Source organism: Phenylobacterium sp. GW821-FHT12F10, from assembly GCF_058806695.1.
Genome location: NZ_JBXAPY010000005.1, coordinates 1 through 16353, shown reverse-complemented (window position 1 = coordinate 16353; position 16353 = coordinate 1). Strand labels below are relative to the sequence as shown.

General features: G+C 64.6%; 14 protein-coding genes and 1 pseudogene. 7 read left to right on the top strand and 8 right to left on the bottom strand.

The window, feature by feature from the left end; translation table 11 throughout:
* The first annotated feature begins 371 nt into the window (after positions 1 to 371).
* Positions 372 to 1744: pseudogene (locus tag AC1RN5_RS21150) on the top strand (transposase).
* A gap of 241 nt (positions 1745 to 1985) precedes the next feature.
* Here the strand turns inward: AC1RN5_RS21150 and AC1RN5_RS21145 are convergent.
* The gene (locus AC1RN5_RS21145; protein ID WP_493043681.1) at positions 1986 to 2354 is read right to left on the bottom strand and encodes a helix-turn-helix domain-containing protein; all 369 of its coding nucleotides are present in this window, start codon (positions 2352 to 2354) and stop codon (positions 1986 to 1988) included.
* Positions 2355 to 2401: 47 nt separating this feature from the next.
* On the opposite strand from AC1RN5_RS21145, the gene ybiA reads away from it, so the two are divergent.
* Positions 2402 to 2878: a riboflavin biosynthesis intermediates N-glycosidase gene (gene ybiA / locus AC1RN5_RS21140; protein WP_493043679.1), complete on the top strand. Its 477-nt coding sequence runs from the start codon at positions 2402 to 2404 to the stop codon at positions 2876 to 2878.
* A gap of 6 nt (positions 2879 to 2884) precedes the next feature.
* On the opposite strand, the gene AC1RN5_RS21135 is transcribed toward ybiA, so the two are convergent.
* From AC1RN5_RS21135 to AC1RN5_RS21110, 6 genes are all read right to left on the bottom strand, one after another.
* On the bottom strand, positions 2885 to 3826 hold the full coding sequence (locus AC1RN5_RS21135) for a PfkB family carbohydrate kinase (protein ID WP_493043677.1): 942 nt from the start codon (positions 3824 to 3826) through the stop codon (positions 2885 to 2887).
* 46 nt (positions 3827 to 3872) lie between these two features.
* Positions 3873 to 5780 carry an HAD hydrolase family protein gene (locus tag AC1RN5_RS21130; protein ID WP_493043675.1) on the bottom strand — a complete coding sequence of 636 codons (1908 nt, stop codon included), beginning with the start codon at positions 5778 to 5780 and terminating at the stop codon, positions 3873 to 3875.
* A 9-nt stretch (positions 5781 to 5789) separates the two neighbouring features.
* Positions 5790 to 6923 (bottom strand): hypothetical protein, encoded by a 1134-nt coding sequence (locus AC1RN5_RS21125; RefSeq protein WP_493043673.1) that lies wholly within the window; start codon positions 6921 to 6923, stop codon positions 5790 to 5792.
* 1 nt (position 6924) lies between these two features.
* Positions 6925 to 8835 (bottom strand): hypothetical protein, encoded by a 1911-nt coding sequence (locus AC1RN5_RS21120; RefSeq protein ID WP_493043671.1) that lies wholly within the window; start codon positions 8833 to 8835, stop codon positions 6925 to 6927.
* Between the two features lie 2 nt (positions 8836 to 8837).
* Positions 8838 to 9956, bottom strand: coding sequence for a phosphoribosyltransferase-like protein (locus tag AC1RN5_RS21115; protein WP_493043670.1), 1119 nt, complete (start codon positions 9954 to 9956; stop codon positions 8838 to 8840).
* Between the two features lie 379 nt (positions 9957 to 10335).
* Positions 10336 to 11118, bottom strand: a complete 783-nt coding sequence (locus AC1RN5_RS21110) for a DNA -binding domain-containing protein (protein WP_493043668.1) — start codon at positions 11116 to 11118, stop codon at positions 10336 to 10338.
* A gap of 464 nt (positions 11119 to 11582) precedes the next feature.
* Here AC1RN5_RS21110 and AC1RN5_RS21105 point away from each other — a divergent pair, with 464 nt between their 5' ends.
* The 5 genes from AC1RN5_RS21105 (at position 11583) to AC1RN5_RS21085 (ending at position 14774) form a co-directional block, all read left to right on the top strand.
* The gene (locus AC1RN5_RS21105) at positions 11583 to 12089 is read left to right on the top strand and encodes a helix-turn-helix domain-containing protein (protein WP_493043666.1); all 507 of its coding nucleotides are present in this window, start codon (positions 11583 to 11585) and stop codon (positions 12087 to 12089) included.
* Between the two features lie 88 nt (positions 12090 to 12177).
* Positions 12178 to 12837 carry a DUF6088 family protein gene (locus AC1RN5_RS21100; RefSeq protein WP_493043664.1) on the top strand — a complete coding sequence of 220 codons (660 nt, stop codon included), beginning with the start codon at positions 12178 to 12180 and terminating at the stop codon, positions 12835 to 12837.
* A 12-nt stretch (positions 12838 to 12849) separates the two neighbouring features.
* Complete coding sequence (locus tag AC1RN5_RS21095) at positions 12850 to 13932, top strand: nucleotidyl transferase AbiEii/AbiGii toxin family protein (RefSeq protein WP_493043663.1); 1083 nt, start codon at positions 12850 to 12852, stop codon at positions 13930 to 13932.
* 108 nt (positions 13933 to 14040) lie between these two features.
* Positions 14041 to 14193, top strand: a complete 153-nt coding sequence (locus AC1RN5_RS21090) for a hypothetical protein (RefSeq protein WP_493043661.1) — start codon at positions 14041 to 14043, stop codon at positions 14191 to 14193.
* A gap of 242 nt (positions 14194 to 14435) precedes the next feature.
* Complete coding sequence (locus tag AC1RN5_RS21085) at positions 14436 to 14774, top strand: helix-turn-helix transcriptional regulator (protein ID WP_493043659.1); 339 nt, start codon at positions 14436 to 14438, stop codon at positions 14772 to 14774.
* Here AC1RN5_RS21085 and AC1RN5_RS21080 read toward each other — a convergent pair.
* Entirely contained in the window at positions 14764 to 16020 is a 1257-nt protein-coding gene (locus AC1RN5_RS21080; protein WP_493043657.1) for a tyrosine-type recombinase/integrase, read from the bottom strand. The two genes, AC1RN5_RS21085 and AC1RN5_RS21080, sit on opposite strands and share 11 nt — an antisense overlap.
* Positions 16021 to 16353 lie beyond the last annotated feature (333 nt).

Sequence of the window (16353 nt, the reverse complement as noted above, 5' to 3'; positions counted from 1 at the left end):
ACCGAGCGGGATGATCGGCTACCTAAGCGATCTTGAGCGCTGGACGCGGCCTCCCTAGGCTAAGGCAATTGGGCGCTTGGCAGAGGCGCTCAGGGTCGAGCCCTGGGCCGTGCTCAAGCCGCTATCGGATTAGCCGGCTGCGACTCGCTCCACGGTCCCGGCCTCCCCGGCGGCGCAATGCCGTCCAACTCGACAGGAGAGCAACTGAGGGTGGGCAAGCTGCACGGCGGCGCCCGTTAGGAGGCTTGCAGGGCGAGCATCCTCACAGGCTGGCAATTCAAGGTCCGGCAAGCGCCGATTGTGTTGAAAAAGGCGGGTTGAAGCGGTGATGCGGGGCTGATTCACTTCCATTGCGGGAAGGAGAGTCGGCCATGATGGGTGATCATCGGATCGATCAGGCGGCGCTGTTCTACGAGTTTTCGCTCGAGCGCCATGTACCTGCCGACCACATGCTGAGGTCGATAGATCGGTTTATGGATCTGGAAGGCGTCAGGGCGCACGTGGCGCCGTTCTACAGCCCGATCGGCCTCCCCTCGATCGATCCCGAGCTGCTGATCCGGATGCTGATCGTGGGCTACTGCTTCGGCATCCGGTCGGAGCGGCGGCTGTGCGAGGAGGTCCATCTCAACCTCGCTTACCGTTGGTTCTGCCGGCTCGGCCTTGACGGCGACGTGCCCGATCACACGACCTTCTCGAAGAACCGTCACGGTCGCTTCCGCGAGAGCGATCTGCTGCGCCACCTGTTCGAGGCGGTCGTTGACCGTTGCATGCGCGAGGGCCTGGTGGGCGGCGAGGGCTTCGCCGCTGACGCCAGTCTGATCAAGGCCGACGCTAATCGCCAGCGGAGCGTCCGGGGCGCCGACGGGTTGCCGCCGGAGGCGGCCAGCCGCGCCATCAACGAGTATCTGGCGGTGCTCGATGACGCTGCGTTTGGCGGGGCGACACCGGTCGTTCCGAAGTTCATCTCCCCGGCCGATCCAGCGTCGCGTTGGACCGGCGCCGACAAGGGGGCCGCGTATTTCGCCTACTCCACCAACTACTTGATCGACCTCGATCATGCGGTGATCGTCGATGTCGAAGCGACCACCGCGGTCCGCCAGGCCGAGGTGGGCGCGGTCAGGACGATGATTGAGCGGGTCGCTGAGCGCCACGATCTACTGCCTGCGCGGATCGCCGCCGACACCGCCTACGGCTCGGCCGAGATGCTCGACTGGCTGGTAACAAGCAGCGGATCGCGCCGCACATCCCCGTCATCGACAAGTCCGGCCGGGACGACGGGACCTTCGCCCGCAGCGACTTCACCTATGACCCAGCCGCCGACATCTATCGCTGTCCAGCCGGCAAGACCCTGAAGCGCAATCGCCGCGCCTTCCGGACACCCAGGCCCAACGCGCCGCCCGACGACACCTATCGATACAGGGCTAGCAAGGCCGACTGTGACGCCTGCACGCTGAAGAGCCGCTGCTCGCCCAACACACCGGCGCGGAAAGTGACCCGCTCGATCTACGAAGGCGCCCGGGACATCGCTCGCGAGATCGCCAAGACCGACGCCTACGTCACCTCACGACGAGAGCGGAAGAAGGTGGAGATGCTGTTTGCGCACCTCAAACGTATCCTGAAGCTCGACCGCCTGCGCCTTCGTGGTCCTCAAGGCGCCCGAGATGAGTTCCACCTCGCAGCCACAGCCCAAAACCTGCGGAAACTCGCCAAGCTGATCCCGCCACCGGTCACCACAACCGCCTGAGGGGCCACCGTCGCCGCTCGCGCCAACCTCGCAACCCGCCCAGCGACCGCCTTTTTCAACACAATCCGCCAGAAGCAGACCTTCAGCTCAATGCCGGAAGCCGATGTTGTTGCCTCAAGTTCCGACGCCGGGTTGAGGCATTGATGCGGTTTGCGCCACGCGTCGATGTGGCGAAGCTGTCGGCAGATCGGCAAAGCTGAGGCACAGATTCGCAAGTCGAAATGTCTGGGTGCCAGGCACCCTAGGCCTCAACGTCCGGATTGGGCCCGCGCAACGCCCGGAGATTTCGGAGGAACCGGACGAGACGATCAGCGTCGTCTGGCGACCGATCCCAGAGCGCAACCACCGTCGCCTCGATCCGGCGCTGGTCGCGGGAGGGACGGGGGAACGCTGAGGGCTCAGCCACGCCTTCTATTGGCACGCCGATCACATTGCAAATCCGCACAACGTTGTGGCTGGCGGTCTTGAATTGCCCTCGGCAAATCCGGCTCGCCTGGCTCGGATCGACGTTCGCCAGAGCAGCGATTTCCCCAATGCTTTCGGACACTTCCGCGACCCGCTCCTTGATGGTGGCAGCGAGATTCTCTCTTGCCTCAGTAGTCAATTTCATGCATATTTGCATATCATAGGCGTGCTAATTTGCAAGGAGCAGTCGTCATGACTGACGAGATTCGCTTCTACCGCGCGAACGAGAAGCCTTACGGCGTCTTCAGCAATCTATATCGCCGGGAGATCGAATTCGAGGGTGAGCGCTATAGGACCTCGGAGCACGCCTACCAGGCGGGCAAGGCGCGAAAGCCTGAAGTGAAGGCTTGGTTGATGACGGCACCCTCACCCGCCCTGCTCGCCATGGCTGCGCACGGTCTCTACTATTGGGACGTGACGCCCGGCTGGTCGAAACTCAAGTTCGATCGGATGCGCCGCGTGCTTCGGGCCAAGTTCACCCAACACGACGACCTTCGAGAGCTGCTGCTCTCGACCGGAGACGCGCGGCTGGTGGAAAGCGCGATCGTGGACAACCCCGTCAATCGGCTGTGGGGAGAGGTCAACGGCGTTGGTGAGAATACCTTGGGCGTGATGCTCATGGAACTGCGCGCGGAGTTTCGCGGGATCGTGCTCGCCGCCGCAGAGTGACGAGGCTCAGTCGTTGCAGACCTGATCAATGGAGGATCTTGGACACCCGTCCATGATCGCGCGAACGCCATGCGCGCCATAGCGATGGAAGACCCCTCGCGCCCCGGCGAAGGCGCAGTTGGCGGCGGCGAGACGCTGGCCTGCGCGAATGCCGTGCAGCAGCATTGACGGCGTCCGGGGCCGATCCGATCTCCCCGCCCCGAGCAGCCAGTCGATCAGGCCAACGCTGACCATGTCGCCCGAACCGCAAGTGTCGCGCACCCTCTCCGCCGGGACAGCGTCACACCAATGGCGCTCGCCCTCCCTCAGGACTTCCAGACCGGCGGCGCCATAGGTCACGATCGAGATCGCGTTCGCCTGAAGGTGGCGCGTCACGGTCTTCTCCGCGAGGCGATCTGAGGAGTATTTAAGGATGCGGGTGACACGCAGCGCCCGCTCAAACAAGGTCTCGTCGTCGATCGTTGACGGCTCGAAATAGACGATCGCCCCGGCGGCGTAAGCAGCCTCCATCGCTTCCACGATCGCGTCTGAGATACGGTCTGCATAGAACACGCTGCAGCGCCTGATTACCGACCGCGCTTGGTCCACGTCTTCCCGGACAATACTAGTGTATCGCGGAAGCTGTTCGGCGGTGTCCGGGCAGGTCGTCGTAAACCAATGGCGGCCTGACACCTCATCGAGTTGCTGGGCCAGGACAGGCGAAGCAACTTCGCGACGCCGCACGATGTATCGCGTATCTGCGCCCGCGGCCTCGAAGGTTGAAACCAGCTGATCTCCGACGTCGTCGGCACCGAGCACCAGCACCGGCGCCACCGAATGGCTGAGCATGGCCAGGGAGACGAGCACATTACCGCACGAACCACCGAGCGCCTCTGTGGCGGCCTCGCCCACATAAACCCGATCCAGGACGGTGAACCCGGTGCCAGCGACGTCGATGAAACGTTCCATGGAGGCCACACCTACCGATGTTCTCGTTTTGTGCGCACCCATGAGGTCAGTCAACTGCATCTAACGCGTCAAGATCGATTTGGAAGCGACCCGGCTCTGTCGGCCTCAGGGCGAGAAGCAAGCGCAGGACGGCGTCCGGTCCAGCGATCGGCGGCCCGAACATCGGCCATCCCTGCCGCGCACGGCCGCAGAGCTCGCCGACGCTCACGCCCATTTCGCTACCAAGCAGGTCATGATCATTGCCTTGGGGAGCGCCACTGTCCCCGACGCGAAGGATTGAACTGTCGTCGAGCCCCCAACGGCTGGCGAGCGCAGCGACCACCAACGTCTTGCAGGTGGCCGCCAAGCAGATGTCCACCGTGTGCCCGGATTGAACGAGTCGCAACCCTGAGCAGCCCGCGGACCGGAGCGCCTCGTCCAGCGCTCCGACATCGGGCACGTCCGTCCGCTGGAGCGTCAGCTGTACGCAGCTGTTGTGAATCTTCTCCGCCGCCAGCCCGTAGACGGAGGTCAGCCAAGCGACCGCGGCTGAGATCTCCGGCGCGACCGGGGGCCTAGAGGTCTCAAGATCCTGGTCGAGCGGCAGGATGCAGGCTCCGTTATAGTATCCTATGAGCACGTCGCCTTGGATGGACTTGGTCAACGTCCTGCGGAGTTGATGCGACGCCGAACCCCCTCGTCCTGTCGCGATTCCCAGTCGCAGTCCCTGCGAGATCAGGCGCCTCAAGGCCACGCCGATCTCGCGCCCAATTGGCCGGGTTCGCGCATGGGTCGCGACCAGCGTCCCATCGAAGTCGAGGACGAGGCCGGAGATCGGGGTTTCGGCCCAGGTCGCTCGGATCGCCGCGTGGCAAGCCTCGAGATCGAGCTGGGCCGCGTCCTGCGAATCGTACTTATCGACAGCAAGGCGCTTCGCGCGCAAGGGTGCCGGCAGCCGGCGCACCATGTCCTGAAGGCTACCGGAGGCGAACAGGTCTCGCCCGAAATCGCTGACGCCCGGCCGCGCGGGGTCAACGCCGAGCGCCTTACCCATGCCCTCCACCACCGCAAGAGCGGAGAACACGCTGACCGCGGTAGCGAACCGGCCGCAACCGCCGGCGTCGAGTTCGAGACGCCGCACCGCCGCGGGAAGCCTCGCTTCGATCTCCGACCACATGGCCCGGGTCTCGAAGCTTGTCAGCGCCAGAACAAAGACATTGCCAGGACGGTGCGCCGCCCAAACATGCCGACCGTGGGCGAAATTCCGAAAGTCCACCCTCTGCACGGGACAGAGCGCGGCCTCCCAGGCGGAGGTCTCGATGGCCAGGGCGGCCGGCGCGAGGCGCGGGTCGTGCAGAACAAAAAGGCTGTCGGTCAGGCGAAGGGAGCTAAGCGCTTCGGCGACGCGCGCTCGGGCTTCAGGATCAAGGACGCCGGCGGCAGCCGCGGCAAGACGCTGGCCCGGCGAAGCCCCTTGCCCACCTGCGGCCAGGTCGGCGGCCGTGAGGAGCGCGGTCATTCCCGCGGCGAGAGTATGGGTGGCAAGGAAGCCATCCTTCTCCGCCCCGCATGCGGCAAGGAAGAGGTCCTTTGTCGCCCGGTGCCCCAACTCGCCGTCCTTCCGACTGGTGAGGACGAAGAGATCGGGGATCCGCATGGCCGTGGCGCGATCATAGGCGGCGACGATGTCGGTGTTGTCGCCACTTCCGCTGAACAGCCACACGGCGCCGCCAGTCGCATTCTCTCCGGTCAGGACGAAGTCAGCAGGGGTCGTCACCCAGGTAGGACCGAAGCCGAGGGTGCGCCGGCATGCCGCAAAGTACGACGCGGTGATCGCGGAGCCGCCGGACCCGACCGCCGTCGCGAAGCCTGGACCGCGAGCGGTCATCGCACAGGCCAAGGCGCCGTGATCTTGCGACGCGGCCAGCGAGACCGTTGCCGCCAGATGATCCAGTTTTTCAGCGAACAGGTTCATCTGCGGACCCTAGGCGTCGCTTTCGGCGATGGGCTCGGCCGCGAGCTCGGGATCGGGTGGTGTGTAGACGTCATATATCGGGCCGTGCAGCCAAACGTGCACGATCATATCCTGCAGGGCGGCGGCGTGAGTGGGGCCAGTCGCAGGTGCGAGCTCGTAGCGCAAGGCCTCCACGTGTTTGACGACGAGATTGTGTTCGATGGCGGCCATCAAGGCCCCGGCGGCCATGACCTTGCTGCCCACGGGGGAGAGGATGATCTGCGGGGTGTAGATCTCGGCGAAGGTCTGATCGTAACGGTGCTTCAGGGTGGAGATAGTCCGATAGGTGTCGAGCGGATTACGTTCCGACACATAGATGAGGTCCCTCGGGTCCACCTCCCACTCGTTGCGGAGCTCGTTCTCGTACTCCGCCAGCAGCATGTCTGCGCGACGCGGCTCTCGCGCGGGAAACGGCACAACCGGGCAGACCTTATAGCCTTGGCCCCCGGCGTTAATCTTCGCAAGCGTCAGCTGCTTGCCCGGCGCCAGGTGCGGTAGCCACACGGGAGCCAAGGGCAACTCTGCCGACATCACCGCTTCGCCTGCAAACCCGCGCACGGTAACCGCCTGTTGGGACGGTTCTCCCGTAATCCGGGCGTCGAGCTCAGGGTTCGAGGTGACCATGAGGTGGAAATTTACGCCTTTGCGCGCTTCGCACTGGTGAAGCAGCAGGCGCGCTGCAGGAAACCCGATGCCGACCGAGAGTGCGCTGAGATCAAGGACAACATCAGTCACGTCCGGCCATTCCATGGCGTTCAGCAGCGCGCTGATCCTGGTGCCACCAACCGGCGCATTGTCCTCGGCGAACACCGAAAGGTGCTCGACCCGGCACCGCGGCACGAGTTCACGAAGCGCTCTCTCATTGGCCTCGGCGTCGGACATCAGGTTCAGGGCCGCATCCATCCGGTTCTCGCGGATGAACACGGCCTGTAGCCGATCCGACATCGCCGCTGAGAGCCGTTCAGCGATAAGTCGGGCGCGAGGGTCGAACCCGGCACCGGCGAGCAGGAAGCAGCGTCGTTCCAGATCGCCGAAATAGTCCGCGATGAAGCCGTCGACCGCGGCGTCGAAGTGTGTGATGCAGTTTTCCCAATGCGGGCGCATGTCAAAGCGCCTCGATCAGGTCGACGAGCTGGTCGACGCGGCGCTCCAGGAAGCCGCCGCGGCGCAGAGTCAGGCCGTACTTGAGGCAAACTGGGCCGGCGAGCTCGAGCAGGCACCAGCTCTTACCGCCCTGGCCGTACTCCCGCACGGCAACGATGGCACCATAGGCCTGGGCGTACTTGAGCACCATGGCTGGCTCCTCCCCTTTGCGCAGCAAGGCGTCCATCTGCGCATCCGGAACGGCGATGGCGTTGGCACCCGGCCCGAGCGGCGCATTGCCGAGAAGAGAGGCTTCCAGGCACTCCCCGGCGATATGATCGACCAAGCTGCGGACCTTGCGATGGAAGGGGAACGACCATCTGGCGACGATGTCCTTGGCCTTGTCGCGCAGGATTGCCTGCTGCTGAACGGGCGTCAGGGCGGGGTCCTGGCCGCGGATCGCGCGGGTTTCGATCCGGTCCACAAGGGCGCCTGCCATCTGGAGGAAGAGTTCAGCGTTTTCGTTCGCCGCGTCGCTAACATCGCTCAGCCCATAGTGCAGTGGCCGCTGGTAGTCATGGTGCAGGTGCAGGCGAGCGGCTTCCGCGACATCGGCGTCAGCTTTCAATGGGGTCCGCGGTTCCGGATCTTCGTCCTCGAAGAGCGTGGGGGCCTGGGCCGCGAGGCGCACCACATAGCGGTTCATAAGGATGCGAGACATTCCGAATTGAACGTCCTCATCCACGTCAACGGACTGAGCCCCCTTCGCATAGGCCTGGACCATGTCGTCGATGGCCTGCCGCCGCTGCGGGGCGATCCTATGTCGACGCTGCTCACGGTCGGTCGCCTCGCGGTTCTCATCGGCCTTGGCGTCGGTGAGCCGGGGCGGCTGCTCGCTGAGCAGGCGGGCGAAGTGCGTGTACCGCCGGTCACGAAGGGTAGGCACGAGTCGCAGGTAGCGGTCCGACATGTCCGCCGCGAGCCTGCGAAACCCTCGCCGGTCATCACTGCGCGAGGACTGCTGCATGAAGATGTCGAGGAAATCCCGGTCGACCTTCATTCCGGGCCCGCCTTCCTCGTCTAGGGACTGGAAGGCCGACGCCGGAGACAGGGCGTCGAAGCGCATCATCATCCAGCGCCCAATACGCATCTCGCGCTTCCCCATGGCGCGGAAGAGCATGTCTAGCTGGTCTGGGTGTAGCGTGTGCACATCGTCGAGGATCACCAGGAACTTGAGACGGATCCGCTTACCCTCTCTCCAAGTGATCTCGATGTCGCGCAGGCTCTCGAACGGCTGATAGGGATCCTGAGCGGCTGGGGGAATTGCAGAGAGGTCGGGCGGGATCAGGCTCGCCCCGACCGAGTAGACCGCCCGCTCTACCTCCCGGGCTCGCGCCAAGACCGCTTCCGGCTGTGCACCGCCGATGGCCTCCAGCTGGGCCTCGGACTCCTCTCGAAGCGAGAATTTGACGTCCGAGACCGGGCGGCGGCGATCGGCGGTCAGATTGCGGAACAGCGCCAGGATCGCGCGGGCCTGGATCAGTGAAAGGACGAGCTTTGTGCGAACATTCTCATCGTAGGGCAGCTCCCAGAAATCCCGATACTCCGACTCCATGGGCAGCCGTACGGCCGCCACCGTCGGCTCATCGCCGTTACAGAAGCCGGTCGCGGTGAGCGCCGCAGCTAGGGCGCGATTGTTCTGGCTGCTCTGGTCCCGCAGGATGGCTTCCACCAGCCGATATTCCACCAAGGTGGCTATCATGGTCTTGCCGCTGCCCGGCGTGCCGATCACGCGCACGGGCATGTCGAAGAAAGCCGACCGCTTTGGGTGCTTGCCGAGAAACGCGGAGAGCGGTTCAGGGCTGACAATCGACAAGAATTCTGAATCGTCGCGGATGAATTCGGTGGCCCGCCGGAGGAAGGGATTGGTCATGGCTAGCCGTGTCGATCGCGCCGATGGAAGAGCGAGCGCATCGCATGCGCGCCTTCGCCTCCGGCGGTCTCGGCCCATAGGAGCGAGATGCTGTTGTTGGGGGTGTTGTGGTCTAGCACTAGAGGCAAGGCACAGTTCGCATAGCCCAGCTTCAGGTCGGTCTGCACGTCCGGGTCGCAGTGCTGCTTCAGGCGTTCGTAGAGGGCGGGATCGTAGTAGCGGTCGCACAAATCCAGCATCGCCTTGTCGAACTCCGGCGAGAGCTTCAGAGACGCCGGCAGCCGAAGGCCTTCGGTGACGTCTACTTCCCCGAACCAGGCTTCGGTCCAATCGCTTTGCGCTTGCTTTACGCGCTCATCCAGCACGAGACGCGCCTGATCGCTGGAGATGTAGTGGTGGACGTGGAGGTGATAGCCCTGGGCGATTGGGAAATCGCTCCCCATATCGTCCTGGGTCTCCTTGATCAGGGCGTTGAACTTTGTCAGCTTCCCCGTCCATCCGTCCTCTTCTTTGCGGATGAAGGTCGTTCCTGAGGCTGTGAAGTCGTCGATCAGGTAGACGTGTTCAAATTTCGCGCCGACCTCGACCTCCTTGTTCAGCTTCTTGGCGAGATCGCGCCACTTCGCGCGATCGATGTTCATCATTGGTACGATCTGTTCTGTCGATAGGCGACGGCTGTTGACGCGCCGCAGGATGTCGATACGGCTACCGTCGCTCATGCCAACGAACAGGGTCTGCCTCAGGTGGCGCTTGAAGCTGTCGGCCCCCTGCTGGGTCTGCCAGACCTCATAGGGTTTGATCCCCAGTTCCTGCGCTACCACCCCCCGGATGGTTGGTGTGACGACCTCCGGCACGAAAGTCTCGATCAGGCGATGCAGTTCAGGCAGAGACACATAGACGAGGCGGGTCTTCACGAACTGATAGGCGGCCGCCCGGTCGACCTTCGCAAACTGCTTCAGCCAAGTCGCTAGGCTTTCGAGGAATCTGATGCCGGCGTGGAAATCAGCGTAGCCGTCGTATTTCACCGAGCTCATCAATCGGAGCCAGCCATACTCGCTAGTCGCGACCTCCTCCTCATCATCAGCCCAGCCCATCACTTCGGCCAGCAGGCCAAGCGCCATCTTATCGTTCAAAACGTTCCACTACCTGCTGATCTCCGCCCCTAGTCACCGGACGCAACCTCACTCTACAGGCCCCCAAAAGGCTGCGCGCTGAGTCTCTTACGGAGCAATACTACAGCTTAAGCACGAAACCGCAATCAATGCCCCGCTCAGGCTGCGCCTATGCTTGCAGTATGCTCGTGGCCGGGCCTTCACCATCACAGAGCAAAAGTCGGCTGAGTTTCAACGTGGTCTTTCGCTAGGCGCTTCGGCTCGCTCCGCACCAATGGACGTGTTGAAGCCACTCGCGCCGCTGACGCTGCTGGCTTGATTCGCAACGGTTCGGCGTCGATGAGCGGAAGTTCCGAACGTCAGCCTAGAGCCCAACCTTGCCATTCGCTCAACTCCCAACAGCGCTGCGCTTCTCTCCCTGCAATAGCGATCGATACCCTCCGGCCACCATCAACCGACCGGCCCGAACAAGTCGGATTGTGGTGTCGCGGACAGTCGAGGTGCGCCAAGCCTCTCGCGTCACGATGGCGCTCCCAAAGACCTCCGTCGCGACCGCACGATAGCTCCACCCCAGTCCAGCCCCGTCAAATGCCGCCAAGGCCCGGTCCAAGCGCAGGCGCAGCTGGGGCCTCAGATCGTCCTGCGGTGACGCCGCGCCGGCTAGGGTTCGCTGCAGGCCCTGGGCGGCGCGTAACGCCGCCGAAAACTGCCCGGAGATCGGCAGGACGACCGCCAGGGGCTCCGTAAGATCGCCGTCCCGCACCAGGGCCTGGACGCCGGTCTGCAGCCTCACGTGAAGACCATTCGTCCCGCGGCGTTGAAGGGCGACGTTGCCTCCCAACCGCAGGGGCGTCGCCATGACCAATCGGGAGCGCTCCAGGATCACGACCTGGCTGGGTGCGACCTCGGGACGCCAGAAGACATCGGCGACGCCGGCCGGCATATCCGGGTCGGCGATGAACTGCAGTCCCCAGGGCCTGGCGGCCTCCTCGCCGTGGGGATCCTCAAAGCTGCGAGTCCAGACCCGCGCCTTGGCCACTGCCCGATAGCCTGGATTGCGGCGCAGGAATTCCCAGGCGAAGTCCGCGCGGTTGGGTTTGGGGCGCGGCGGACCGTCGGTCCGACCCGACCGAAGCTCCTCACGATCCCGGCGCGATGACGGCATGCCCATGATCGCTCATCGGAGCGCGGCAGGCGGCCCAAGGGTAGGAAAAGAGAGCGCCACAGCCCCTCCCCCGTCGCCCGCGCCGGAATCTGGCGGGGGATCGGCGGTTTGTGGGGAGCATCCGGCGGTTTTCGGCGGGCGCGCAGTTGATGAGCGCCGCCTGCGTTCCGGTCGGCCGCCGCCGAGGTCGGGTCATGACCCGCGATATTGAGCGCCCGGAGTTGATCCCGTAGAACGGTCACCGGCGGGCGCCGCGAATAGGGTCCGGTCCATGAGCCAGGGGGTTCGCCGGAGACGGCGCGCCGGCGGCGGGCCGGCCCCAATCAGCGGGCCTTTCCACAGAGGTTCCAACGCCCGCCCCCTCCCCCGACTGCTGACCATTCGCGATGCTGACTTCACAACCCTAAAAGGAGTAAGGTCCCTATGCGCTCGACGCAGGGCGGCGCCAGTTTGCAGCTGTTCGGGGCGTTATGGCCGACGATGAGCCGAAGCCAGTTGAGCCAACAATCGGCGATCTGCTGTCGGCCGCCTTGGTTGGGGTGCGAAAGTACCGACGGCTGCGCGCGGCCGACGTGGCCCGCGCCATGGACCTGCCGCTGCGAACCTATGAGCGCTTCGAGGCCGGCCAGGACCGCATTGATCTGGAGCGGGTGATCAAGTTCGCGGAGGCTACCGACAGCGACCCGTTCGCGATCATCGCCAGCGTCTGGCTGAAATCGCCGGAGTTCGCGGTTCAGACCGCAGAGAACAAGCCGATGGTGGTGATGATGCTGGCGCTGCGCAATTTCCACGACGACCTGGGCGACGACATCACCTTCATCGAACCGCGGGTGTTCTGGGGCGGGTTCCGGCGTCTCTTCCAGGATCTGACCGAGCATGTGCGCAAGCGCGACCTGTCGGCGGAGACCTGGCTGGATGAACAGGCGCGGCGCATGGGCCTGGACGTCTCCTTCTCGCCTCGCCGGCGACGGCCGTGAGGATTTGTCAGAAATTTGCATGCCACTTTCTGACATTCATTGATTTGTCAGAAATTCGGATACATATTCCTGACAACTGGAGACAAAGATGCGTGGCCCGGCCCTCGACCTGAAAGCGACGATCCTGGAGCGTATGGAAGCTCAGGCGCCCTTCGGCGTCTGGACGCCGACCGACTTCGTCGACGCCGGATCGCGCGACGCGGTGGACCAGGCGTTGCATCGCCTGGTCCGCGCCGGTGACGTGCGTCGCATCGGCCGAGGCCTCTATGACCGCCCTCGCCTCAACAGCCTGACCCGCCAACCCAGCACGCCCGATCCCAAGGCCGTCATCGACACTCTGGGACGTCGTGACAACGCCCGCATGCTGGTGGATGGGATCACCGCCGCCAACGATCTTGGCCTGAGCGACGCCGTTCCGGCCAAGGTCGTGGTGCACACGGACGCCCGGCTCTCCCCCCAGCAGTTCGGCGGCTTGAACATCGCGTTCAAGCGGGCGGCCCCCAGCAAACTCTACTGGGCGGGGCGGCCGGCAATGCGCGTCGTGCAGGCCCTGCACTGGCTGAAGGACCGCCTACCGGCCGACCGGCCGCAGATCCGCCAGCGCCTGCTACGCATCCTCAGAGATCCCGCGCAAGGCCCCGCCATTGTCGCGGACCTTCGCGAGGGCTTCTCAACTCTCCCGGGCTGGATGCAGGACTTCCTGCGCGATCTGCTGGTCGACGATCCTCACGATCTGAAACGCGCCTAGGGGGACCGCCACATGCCTGACTACGGAGCCTTCCTGGCCGCCTCGGCCGAAGACCGGCGCGGCGCCTTCCTGACGACGGCCGCGCGACTGGAGACGGGCCCGGACAATATCGAGAAGGACTTCTGGGTCTGCTGGACCCTGGACGCACTGTTCAACCGGCTCAAGCCAAGGCAGCCGCGCCTGCTGTTCAAAGGCGGCACCTCGCTCTCAAAGGGCTATGGCCTCATTTCCCGGTTCTCGGAGGACATCGATGTCACGGTATTCCGCGACGATCTCGGCCAGGGGGCGTCAGTCGCGGAACTCGAGGGCCTGAGCGGGAAGCGGCGCAAAGCCAGGCTCGAAGGGATCAAGGCGGCGTGCCAGGCCTATATCGCAGGTCCTCTTCGTGAACAGATGAGCGCCCTCCTGGCCCAGGCGATCGTCGAGACCGGACTCCCCGCGCCGGGTGCGCGGGTGGAGCTCGATCCCGACGACGCCGACGGCCAAACCCTGCTCCTCTGGTATCCGGCCGTGAGCCCCACAGCCGACAAGGCCGCCTATGTGCGCCCGGCCGTGAAGATCGAGTCCGGCGCCAAGTCGGCGCTGGACCCGAACCGGGTGGTGACGGTGCGGCCCTATGTCGATGATGACCTGCCGGAGCTCGATCTTCACGTCGATGGCGTGATCACCGTCGATCCGGAGCGCACCTTCTGGGACAAGGTGGTGATCGCCCATGGCCTGCGCCGCTGGTTCGAGACGCGGCATGAGCTTCGCGGCGGCGGTCAGCGCGTGACCCGCCACTACTACGACCTCCATCGGCTCATGGCCTCAGAGGTCGGACCGGCCGCCGCGGCCAACCTGGAGCTGGGCGCCGACTGCGTGGCCCATGCCAAGATGTTCTTCAACAGCCCGGACCTTGATCTGGCGAGCGCGGCGCCCGGATCCTTCGCCCTGGCCCCGACCCCGGAGATGCTGGAGCCGCTGGCCCGCGACTATCGCGCCATGAGCGGGATGATCTTCGGCGACCCACCCGCGTTCGACGATGTGATGGCCAGCGTGATCGCCCTTGAGGCCCGATTGAACGCGGCGGCCAAGATCGGGCTAGGCGCGACCTAACTCGCGGCCGGTCACCGATTGGGCGTCAGCCTCCCGCCATGCCGCGAGCGAGCCGCAGAGGCGAACCGCGGGGCCGTTCGAAACCGGCGGAGGATCCGACCAGGTGAGGTGAACCTGGGCTACGCGCCCATCGGCCAGGGAGAAGATCACGTCGTCTGCGCCCGGCTGCCTGGCGATCGCGGTCACATCCAGATGGGCCAGGACGTGATGGGGCGGCAGTTCGCGCCGAAGCTGGCGCTCCAGCCTTCCGCGGATCTCTAGGTCCTCAACGGGCTCCCATGGACTGGTCCATTCCATATCGCGCCCCCCCACTTCAACGAGACTTCTATCACCCCGTCGCGTCGACGCGCATTGGTCAAAGCAGCGCGCGACTGTGCCCGTGTTGCGTTGCCCATCCGATCTCCACGCCAGAGGCCGCCACGGCCCTACGCCTCCCCTCCCGAGACTTTTCAGTCGCCTGAACTTCCAATCCCATCTCCGTGGACATTGAACGGAGTTGATAGATGTCGATGAGCCCGACCAACGACACCGCCGGCTACTCCCATTCCCCTGGCCGGACGGCCCCAGGGCGACCGGAGGGTGACCCGCTCACCAGCCAGCAGACGATCCGGCGGCCGGAGCTCCGGCGCATCGTCCCGCTCGCGGACACGACCATCTACGAAATGGAGCAGCGAGGAGAATTTCCCCGCAGGTTCCACCTCACCCCGCGATGCGTGGTCTGGAGTCTGTCGGAGGTCGAGACCTGGATCCGCGAGCGGCGCGCCGCCTCCCACGCGAACCTCGCCCCCCGGGCGCCCGGCCCCGACGTTCGCCTGCGCAAGACCCGGCCGGTCACTCGATAGGCTCGGGGCCGATCACGGCGGCCATGGGCGGCGTCAGGACGGGGACGTACTTGCGACCCTCGATCCAGGCATCCACGGCCGTGGCCCACTCCTGGAGCATGTGCCGGCGTTGGTGTTCGTACTCCGCCTTGTTGTAAACGCCGCGGGAGGAGCGGCCGTCTTCGTGGGCGAGGCTCTTTTCGATCCAGTCGCTGTTGAATCCCAGCTCGTTGAGCAGGGTCGAGCCGGTTCGCCGCAAGTCGTGGACGGTGAAGGGCTTCAGCGGCAGGTTCTCCTTCTCCGCGCGTTCGGCGACGGCGGCGGTGACCCGGTTGAACGTCGCCCGCGACATCGGCTGGTTGGCCTCGTAGCGGGACGGCAGGAGATAGGGCGAGTTCCCAGCGCAGGTCTTCAAGGCGATCAGGATGTCGAGGCTCTGCTGGGCGAGGTACACGCTGTGGGGCTTTGAGCGCTTCATGCGCTCCTTCGGGATCGTCCAGACCGCGTTCTCGAAGTCGACCTCGTCCCAGGTGGCGTCCTGCAGCTCGCTCTTCCGCACCATGGTCAGCACGATCAGCTTCAGCCCCAGGCGGATCGTCGGCAGGGTCGCCACCTGCTCCAGAAGCCCGAAGAGAAGGCGGATCTCGGTCGGCGACAGGGAACGGTCCCTCGGCACAAAGGTGGCGATCGAGGAGGGTCCGACTTCCTCGGCCGGGTTCGGAACCTTGGCGCCATGCAGGTTCGCGTAGTCGAAGATCATCTTGATGATGTCCCGGACGTGTACAGCGGTGGCCGGGGCGCCGCGGTCCTTCACCTTCTTGCAAACCGCGCGAACGTCATCGGCCGCGATCTCGGTCAGCAGCCGCGACCGAAACGGCGGGAGCACGTCGCGTTCAAAGATGGCGCGGCGCATGGCCCGGGTGCTGTCGGCCATCTTGGCCTCGGACATCCATTTTTCGCCAAGCGCGCCGAAGCTCTTGGCCTCGAGCTTGCGGCGCTTGTCCCGCTGCTTCTCGATCGCCGGCGACTGGCCATCGGCCACCAGCTTTCGCGCTTCCAGGCACTTCTCTCGCGCACGGGCCAGCGAAAGACCTGCGGGCCCATAGCGGCCGAAGGTGACGGTCTCTCGGCGGCCGTTCAGTCGGTAGTCGAATTTGAACGTCAGAGCCCCCGTCGTAGAGACCAGGACATAAAGACCGTCACGGTCGGTGACTTTGTAGAATTTCGCTTTTGGTTTCAGATATTTGAGGGCTGCGTCGGTGAGCACGGGAGGTCTCCGAAAGGTCGGTTGAACGCACCGATCTCGGGGAAAAGACCGTCAGGCCATTTCGGCCCTTCTCGTTGGATATTTCCCGTTATTTTTCTGATAGATAATCTCAGAAAAACACCGTCAGCGCGCTCCATTCCCTTGACGGTATCGGCGACTGACGCCGCGGACAAGATGGCGACGAACCGTCAGGCAAGCCGATTTCGCCCGTCGCTTGGGGGCGATAGGAGGCGAATGAAAGAAAGTTGTTTTCTGTTATTTTTCAGATATCTATGGGGATATTCCGATGGTTCGCGATAGCCTGCGAACCCATCGGAATCATTCCCACTCGAT

Coding starts and splice junctions, on each gene's coding strand:
- AC1RN5_RS21145 (WP_493043681.1), bottom strand. CDS start 2,354: ATGAAATTGACTACTGAGGCAAGAGAGAATCTCGCTGCCACCATCAAG.
- ybiA (WP_493043679.1), top strand. CDS start 2,402: ATGACTGACGAGATTCGCTTCTACCGCGCGAACGAGAAGCCTTACGGC.
- AC1RN5_RS21135 (WP_493043677.1), bottom strand. CDS start 3,826: ATGGAACGTTTCATCGACGTCGCTGGCACCGGGTTCACCGTCCTGGAT.
- AC1RN5_RS21130 (WP_493043675.1), bottom strand. CDS start 5,780: ATGAACCTGTTCGCTGAAAAACTGGATCATCTGGCGGCAACGGTCTCG.
- AC1RN5_RS21125 (WP_493043673.1), bottom strand. CDS start 6,923: ATGCGCCCGCATTGGGAAAACTGCATCACACACTTCGACGCCGCGGTC.
- AC1RN5_RS21120 (WP_493043671.1), bottom strand. CDS start 8,835: ATGACCAATCCCTTCCTCCGGCGGGCCACCGAATTCATCCGCGACGAT.
- AC1RN5_RS21115 (WP_493043670.1), bottom strand. CDS start 9,956: ATGGCGCTTGGCCTGCTGGCCGAAGTGATGGGCTGGGCTGATGATGAG.
- AC1RN5_RS21110 (WP_493043668.1), bottom strand. CDS start 11,118: ATGGGCATGCCGTCATCGCGCCGGGATCGTGAGGAGCTTCGGTCGGGT.
- AC1RN5_RS21105 (WP_493043666.1), top strand. CDS start 11,583: ATGGCCGACGATGAGCCGAAGCCAGTTGAGCCAACAATCGGCGATCTG.
- AC1RN5_RS21100 (WP_493043664.1), top strand. CDS start 12,178: ATGCGTGGCCCGGCCCTCGACCTGAAAGCGACGATCCTGGAGCGTATG.
- AC1RN5_RS21095 (WP_493043663.1), top strand. CDS start 12,850: ATGCCTGACTACGGAGCCTTCCTGGCCGCCTCGGCCGAAGACCGGCGC.
- AC1RN5_RS21085 (WP_493043659.1), top strand. CDS start 14,436: ATGTCGATGAGCCCGACCAACGACACCGCCGGCTACTCCCATTCCCCT.